Annotated in this window: 4 protein-coding genes; all 4 read left to right on the forward strand. The window is 39.8% G+C overall.

The features are described 5' to 3' along the window. Positions 1-181 precede the first annotated feature (181 nt). The 4 genes from KTG12_RS20490 (at position 182) to KTG12_RS20505 (ending at position 8,745) form a co-directional block, all read left to right on the forward strand. Positions 182-3,463 (forward strand): TonB-dependent receptor, encoded by a 3,282-nt coding sequence (locus tag KTG12_RS20490; RefSeq protein WP_122298886.1) that lies wholly within the window; start codon positions 182-184, stop codon positions 3,461-3,463. A 10-nt stretch (positions 3,464-3,473) separates the two neighbouring features. Beyond that, the gene (locus KTG12_RS20495) at positions 3,474-5,333 is read left to right on the forward strand and encodes a RagB/SusD family nutrient uptake outer membrane protein (protein ID WP_022321478.1); all 1,860 of its coding nucleotides are present in this window, start codon (positions 3,474-3,476) and stop codon (positions 5,331-5,333) included. Positions 5,334-5,533: 200 nt separating this feature from the next. Then, complete coding sequence (locus KTG12_RS20500; RefSeq protein WP_138273487.1) at positions 5,534-7,294, forward strand: DUF6057 family protein; 1,761 nt, start codon at positions 5,534-5,536, stop codon at positions 7,292-7,294. Beyond that, positions 7,291-8,745, forward strand: a complete 1,455-nt coding sequence (locus tag KTG12_RS20505) for a PD40 domain-containing protein (RefSeq protein WP_155144440.1) — start codon at positions 7,291-7,293, stop codon at positions 8,743-8,745. Before KTG12_RS20500 ends, KTG12_RS20505 begins: the two co-directional genes overlap by 4 nt. Positions 8,746-8,801 lie beyond the last annotated feature (56 nt).

Raw genomic sequence — 8,801 nt, forward strand, 5'->3', positions numbered from 1 at the left:
ATATTCACACTTATCAGATACATTTCTTCATAAATACATGAGTTCTGATAGAACTAAATTACAAAAACACAGAAAAACGCTATAAAAATATGCAAAATCTAATGAGCATGATCTAATAAAGACACTCAACAGATGTAAGCCGTTTTCGTGGTATGTATTATTTCTTTTAAATATATACTCTATGTTGAAAAAAACTAAATTAGTAAGTCTGATGCTACTGGCAGGAACTTTAGCTGTTCCAGAAAGTGCTTTTGCCGAAATTACTCCGGAAAGGCCGTCAGTAAGTCTATCCCAACAAAATGGGAAAGTAGTATGTGTGGTGGAAGATCCGTTCGGCCCTGTGATCGGAGCTTCAGTTGTTGTAAAAGGAACAACCAACGGAAATGTGACAGACATGGACGGCAAAGTTGTTTTGGAAAATTTGAAGAAAGGAGATATTATTCAAATTTCTTACATTGGATACGCAACACAGGAAATAACCTATACAGGACAACCGTCAATCCCTGTAACATTAAAAGAAGATACCCAGGCGCTACAAGAAGTAGTAGTAGTAGGTTACGGTACACAGAAAAAAGAGAATTTGACAGGTGCTGTGGCAGCTGTTGCCGGTGATGTACTAGAAAACCGTCCTATAACAAATGTTGGACAAGGATTACAAGGTGTTGTTCCAAACTTAAACGTCACCATGAGTAAAGGTGGTGCTCCTGGTAGTAGCTCTGACTTTAATATTCGCGGTAACAACTCGATTAACGGTGGTAGCCCTTTAGTGTTAGTTGATAATGTTCAAATGGATGCCAACCTTGTTAATCCGGAGGACATCGCGTCTATTTCTGTTTTAAAGGATGCCGCATCTGCTGCTATCTACGGTGCCCGCGCTGCTTATGGCGTTATTTTAATTACAACAAAGAAAGGTAAAAGTGAACAAAAACCTCAGATTTCCGTATCAGCAAGTGGTTATTGGCAGAGCCCTGCATTAAGGATGCACAATATCAACTCTTTGGAGTATCTGGAAATGAGAGATATTGCTGCCGCCAATAGCGGGATGAGTTCCTTGATCACTCCAGGACAATTAGACTATGTAAAGAAATATATGGATGGCTCTTATAAGTATTCAGAATATTTCGATCAGTCGCAAGATCAAAGTCGATGGATTTATTGTGGCAACACTGATTGGTTTAATGAATTGTACAAAACAAGTTTCTCTCAACAATATAATGTAAACATTAGTGGTGGAGACTCAAAAACAACTTATTACGGCTCTGTCGGATTTGCTGACCAGAATGGTATTTTAAAAACAGCTGATGATAATTACAAGAAATTTAATGCGACACTGAATCTTTCTTCACAACTGACAAAGTGGTTGCAGGTCAGTGCCAAAATCGCAGATAATTATTCAACAGAGGATCACCCCATTACCAACTCTACAGCAGGAATCGATGCCTATGGAGGTATGTTGAAAAATGACTTAAGCCCGTTAATGCCTGTACGTTTTGGCCATACAGGAAGACTCGTTTATAGTCCTGGCGCAGCAGCCATCAATGATTCTAACTTAGGTATCCAAACTTCAGGCGATTATATCTATAAAGAAGAAGGTATTAACAACTATTCAGGTCAGAACGGGAACACAAATCCCGCTGCTGTAGGAGATTTAGGCGGATATACCAAATATAAAATCAACGATTTATGGTTGACAGGTGCTGTAAAAATCACTCCTTTGGAAGGATTGGTTATCAATGCTGATTATACATATAATATTTATAGCAAGAATGCATCAGAGGTTCAACGGACATTTACAGATTATACGGCTGTAGCTGGAACAGAAGCTCTTTATGGTTGGACAAAGCCAAGTTATGCAAATTATACTACAAATGAAGATTACTACTATGCATTCAATGCATTTGCAGAATATTCTAAATCATTTTTAGAAAATACGCATAACTTTAAGATTATGGCCGGTTATAACCAAGAAAAGAAATCCAACAAAAAATATAATGCAAAACGTACCAATCTGATTGTTGAAGATATTCCTGACTTGGATTTGGCGACAGGTGAACAAAGCATGTCTTCAGAAGATACATATTGGGCAATTAATGGTTTCTTCTTCCGCTTCAATTACAATTACAAACAACGTTATCTACTCGAAGTTAACGGCCGTTATGACGGTTCATCCAAGTTTGCAAAAGATCATCGTTATGCATTCTTCCCATCTGTTTCCGCAGCATGGCGTATCTCAGAAGAAAATTTCTGGCAGCCGTTAAAAGGTTGGTGGAATGATATGAAAATCCGTGGTTCTTATGGTTCATTGGGAAATCAGGTAATGGATGATCTAGGTAATTTCCCATATTTAGCAACATATGGGACGAATTCTTCCTACAATTATTTGATTAACGGCTCCAAACCTGTTATTGTAAAAGCACCGGGGCTTGTCGCTCCTGATTTTACTTGGGAAACAGTCACTCAAATGGACTTCGGTTTTGATGCTTCATTTCTGAATAATCGACTGACGGGAACATTTGACTGGTATCGTAGAAATACAAAAGACATGTTGGTAGCCGGAGCAACTTTACCTGCAACATTGGGCGCCAGTGTTCCTAAAAGTAACTCTGCTGACATGAAGACCATAGGCTGGGAACTTTCTTTAGGATGGAATGATCGATTAGAAAATGGATTTTCTTATTGGGTAAAAGGTGTTTTGTCTGACTATCAGGCGACTATTACCAAATATGCTGGAAATGACGCAGGTTTCTATTCACAAAGTGATGGTGATGGTAAATATTATGTAGGACAAAAGATTGGTGAGATTTGGGGATATCACTCAAACGGCCTTTTCCAATCAGACGATGAAGCTGCAACAATAGACCAAAGCGAACTTTATGCTGGAAAATGGGGTGCGGGTGATGTAAAATACGAAGACTTAGATAATGATGGTAAAATCACAAAAGGGGAAGAAACAATCTATAACCCGGGTGATAAGAGCATCATAGGTAATAAAACACCTCGTTATCAATTTGGTATTACCGTTGGATTTGATTATAAGAACTTCGATTTCGAGATGTTTTGGCAAGGAACAGGAAAACGTGACTATATGTTGAGTGGCGCTCAGTTCTGGGGATTCACCAGCCAATGGGATGTTCCATATACTCCGGCCCTTGATTATTGGACAGAAACAAATACAGATGCTTATTTTCCAAGACCAGGATGGCAAAATGGCGGTAACAGAGTCACAAGTGACCGTTATTTACAAAGTGCAGCTTACGGGCGTTTGAAGAATTTGACGGTAGGTTACACAATTCCGAAGAATCTAACGACAAAGTGGGGCATTTCTCGTTTGAGATTATATGTGACAGGAGAAAACCTACTCACTATCACTCCTCTGAACGATGCCTTCGATCCCGAAACATTGGGAGGAATGACATACCCGATTAATCGAAAAGTTGCAATTGGATTAAATTTAACACTGTAAAAAACGAAAGATGACAATGAAAACTAAACATATCTTATTAGGATTAAGTCTTGGTTTGTTAGGAGGATTTACGGCTTGTGACGTGACAGACCTCAATCCAAAAGACAGCATTACCGACAATAGCTACTGGAATACAGTTAGCGATTTGGAAAATTATGCCAAAGGCTTTTACATGAACCTGACAGGAAAAGGTTTAAGGGCAGATGGAAGTGAAAATTTGGATGATTTAAATACTCTTGATGAAAGAAGTGACAATCGTCTGGTCGCTTCTCCCGACCAATGGTTGTTCAACGAATGGGTAATACCTTCTGAAGCAAATTTCGATTCAAAATGGTATTGGAACAATATTCGTAATCTAAACTATTTTATGACTCGTTACCAACGGGTAAATGCGACAGAATCTGAAGTAAATCCGGTTGTTGCCGTAATTCGCTTTTTCCGGGCTTTCGATTATTTCGATAAAATCAAGACATTTGGAGATGTTCCTTGGTATGAAAAGGATTTGACAACTGCCGATATTGACGAATTGTATAAAGCACGTGACGACCGTGACTTTGTACTAGGGAAAATTATCGAAGATCTGGAATTTGCAATTGAATGGTTACCGGAAAAAAGTGCAGCAGAGGTAGGTGCTTTACATAAAGATGCCGCTCGTACATTTTTAGCACGTGTTTGCCTACATTATGGAACATATAAAAAGTATCATAATGTTTCGACATCACCTACATCTCAGGAATTATTACAAAAAGCGGCGACTCTTGCCAAAGAAGTGATGGATAGTGGTCTTTACGATATCGTACAAGGCTCGGATGCCGGAGCAAACCAGTCTGCTTTTGCCGATTATCCCTTGTATTATGCAAACCAGTTTACACAAGAGGATTTAACGACTAATAAAGAATGTATTTTAGCACGTGTTTTCGAAGCAGACGTATTGACTCATAATCTCGCTCGTGGTGGAGGAGTCGGCCTTTCTAAAGATTTTGCAGAATCATTCCTTTGCAAGGACGGTTTGCCTATTGCAAACAGTAGTGAATACAAGGGAGATGAAACACTGGATGATGAAATGGCAAACCGCGATCCTCGTATGTATCAGATTATAGACAGTAAATATCGTCCATATACGGTCAAAAGCAATGGTATGCGTGTAGTAAATTCCGGTATTGATGATAAAAAGGAATTTAGTCCGTCTGAAGAACCAGGAACAAATGTCCATTCAGCTCCGGGATTAACCGGGACTGCCACAGGATACTCACCTATCAAACTAGTGTCAGCAAGCCAGAGCCAACAAGATGCAGTGAAAACATCTTCTTACGACTGGTTTGTTTTCCGTTACGCAGAAATCCTGCTGATCTACGCTGAAGCCAAATGCGAATTAGGTGAATGCACACAGGCTGTTTTGGATGAGACGATTAATAAATTGCGCGACCGTGTTGAGATGAAACATTTAACAGTATCTCCAGTAGCCGATCTGAATCCGGTTGATTATGGGTATTCTATAACTCCGTTGTTATATGAAATCCGCCGTGAACGTCGTATCGAGTTGGCTTTGGAAGGTTTCCGTTATGATGATATCATGCGTTGGAATGCGATGAAACTATTCGAAAATCCTAAAACATATCTAGGCATGCGTGTTACAGATAAAGTAAAAGCGTTATACCAACCTGAAGTATTCGAAGGATCAACAGCCCGTGATTTAATCGAATATAATGGTAAAACTTATATCCGCATGTATTCTGGTAAAAGTTTGAACGAAGCCGGCCGTAAATGGACAGGAAACGACAAGCGTCTGTACTATCCTATCCCAACAAGTCAGATTACATTGTCTGCAAGCCATGGTTCTCTTCTAAAACAAAATCCGGGTTGGGAATAAATCTCATACAAGAGGGAAGGTTAGCCTTCCCTCTTTATTTCCCTCAATAAAATATAATGAGAATATATTACTTATCTTATTGTCTGCTGGCTAATAGGACGTTTATATTACAATCCTATAGAATATATAGAGAGTTACATACATCATAAATGTTCCGAAATCTGGCATGTATACAGTAGATGCTCAAAACGGGATTTTATATGAACAAGAAAGACTTAATATTAAATATTCTTTTATTTATTAGTCAAATAATAGTCTTTTATTATTTCTTCTGCTATTTATTCCCTTTTAAGGAACAGCTACAAATGTTTCAATTTACATCACAGTACCTAACTGAAACACTGAAGCAGGCTGGTGGTGTTGCTATTTATATATCGGAATTTCTCTCTCAATTCTATGTGGTATTTTGGACAGGACCTATCATTTCTGCTCTACTTTTAACTTTAGTGGCTTTATTATCATCATTAATACTGAAAAAGATTAACTCACGAAACGATTTACCTCTTATTTTCCTGTTACCCTGGCTATCTTTACTAATTATTAGTTTAGACTATGATTATTATGAACAAGGAACTATTGCTTATTTATTTTTATTGCTTTTTCTATGGCTATATACAAACATAAAAACACGAATAAAATTTATTTATGGCATTTGCATCATTCCTATTTTATATGGAATAGCAGGTCCTATCGTACATTTATTTGCTATATCGGCATTGTTCTTTGAGTTTTTAACCAATGGAAAGAAAAAATATATTAGTATTATTTATTTGTTGATTGCCGCACTTTCAGCAATTGCAGGTACTTACTTAGGATATAGTAGAAATTTAACTTTAGCGTTTTTACCAGAGGCTTATTGTAATCCACTACAAACAGTATCCGGGATATATTATGCATGGTATGCATTACCTATGACAATGCTTCTGGTTGCTTATTTGAAACGATACAAAGAACCCGTTTCTCTAAAAGGGAAATGTATATGGGAAGGGACACAATGGGCAATCATGTTTCTATTGGTCTATCAAGGTATCTTTCATTTTGGGAAATTGGATGCACAGCATTCCATGAAGCAGGACTATTTGCTCCGGACGGAACAGTGGGACCTTGTTATCAGTGAATTTAATCATGATGTATTGTCTAAACGCCGAATGTGCGGTTTAAACTTAGCTTTGGCACATAAAGGCCAGCTTTCAGAGAGATTGTTAGATTATCCTCAACACGGTATTGAAACCTTGATGCTACATTGGGATCAGTCGATCTATACAGCACAACTGCATAGTGATCTGTATTATTGTATGGGAATAATAAGCGCAGCACAAAAATTCGCTTTTGAAGCGTTTGTCAGTTCTCGTTCTTCCGGTAATCCGCGGATGTTGAAAAGGCTGATAGAGACAAATCTGATAACAGGGTCCTATCCGATTGCGGATAAATATATTCAATTGTTGGAAAAGACTTGGTTCTATAAGGATTGGGCTACTGCTCACCGTCGATTTCTTTACAATGATAAAGCAGTCGAGGAAGATAAAATTTTAGGAATGAAACGTCGCTGTTGGAAGGCCGAAGCCTCTGCTGCAAAACTATATACAGATCCTGTCAGTTCATTAATAAACTTGCTCCCGGCTTGTCCGGATAATAAAGCAGGATTAGCATATTTGACTTCGTTTTTACTGTTGAACAAACATATTGAAACTTATAAAACCTTGCAGGAGAGCTTGTACCGTTCTCCCGCCTGGCGCGATATGACGGAATGCCAGCAGGAGGCAATCGTGATTTGCAGTCCCAATGATCCGCACTTCTGGTTAGAGCATGGGGTGAGCATCAAAGTAAGGAACAGAGCGATCGCTTTTATGCAGAAAGTGCAAGATATTTCCCGTTCGGGGCAGAATCCTGCGGTCGCTTTGGCTTCCGAGTATGGCAAAACGTATTGGTACTATTATATGTTTAATATGATGGACAAATGAAACAATTGCTTTTTTGCATATTCCTTTTGTTGTTGGAAGGATGTTCTTCCAACCAGCCACCTGCCGTCTCCGGGCAGATAGATGAACTGCCGGCCATCTATCCGGATTATATTGACGTAACCATACCGCAATCGATCGCACCTTTGAATTTTGCCGTGCAAACGGAAGGGAAAGCATGCGCGGTATTTACAACCGAAGGATATGCATTTACCGTTTACGCCTCCAACGGAGCCTTTTCCATTCCCAATACAGACTGGGAAAAGTTATTGACTGCGGCAAAAGGAAAACAGGTAGAGGTATCTGTCCTGACAGAAGAAAAAGGGAAATGGAATGCCTTTCTTCCGTTTCATATCCGGGTTTCCGAAGACCCGATCGATCCGTATATCGCTTACCGCCTGATCGATCCCGGTTACCAGCTATGGAACGAGATGGGAATCTATCAACGCGAATTATCCTCTTTCGATCAGGAACCGATTCTGGAAAACCGCCTGACGGATAATAATTGCATGAACTGCCATTCGTTTTGCATGCAGGACCCGGACAAAATGCTGTTCCATGTCCGTGCAAAGTATGGCTGTACCGTGTTTGTGGATGGCGACCGGATAGAAACGCTCGATACGAAAACCGATCGGACGATATCGGCATTGGTCTACCCTTCCTGGCATCCTTCGGGAAAGTTTGTTGCTTTTTCCATCAATAATACAACCCAGGATACGCATCCGGTACATCGTACAGAAGTATATGACAAGGCATCGGATGTAGTTGTCTACGATGTAGAAAAACAGGAAATCGTCACGACTCAAGCACTATTCTCAAAGAAACATTTTGAAACATTCCCGACTTTTTCACCGGATGGAAAACAACTTTACTTCTGTTCCGCCCCGGCATTGAAAGTTCCGGGCGAATTGCGTGACCTTCGTTATAGCCTTTGCCGCGTTTCTTTTGATCCTGAAAGCCGGACTTTCGGTTCTGTTGTCGACACGATCTTTCAAGCGGAAACAGAAGGGCAAAGCATTTTGTTTCCCCGTGTCTTGCCAGACGGAAAATATCTGCTTTGTACAACGACATCTTACGGAACCTTCCCTATCTGGCACAAAGATGCGGATCTGTGCATGTTCGACCTGAGCACGGGTGCGCAAGTTCCAACAGAAGAAGCGAACAGCCCTGATACGGACAGTTATCATTCCTGGTCGTCCAACAGCAAGTGGGTGGTATTCAGCAGCCGTCGTTTGGACGGCTTGTACACACGTCCTTTCATTGCTCATGTCGGTGAAAGAGGCGTTCTCTCAAAGCCGTTCGTCCTGCCTCAGAAATCAACGGAATATTATACATTTCTCACCAAATCGTATAATATCCCGGAATTTGTCAAGGGGAAAGTGAAAACGGATACATACAAATTAGTTTCCCGAATAAAAGAAGGGAAAAACCAGCAGATCTCATTTACAAAATAACAACATGAACACAAAGAATCTTTTAATCACCGGTATGTTTGCCGGGTTATTTCTTT

This window comes from Parabacteroides sp. MSK.9.14 (genome assembly GCF_019041495.1).
Taxonomy (GTDB): Bacteria; Bacteroidota; Bacteroidia; order Bacteroidales; family Tannerellaceae; genus Parabacteroides; species Parabacteroides merdae.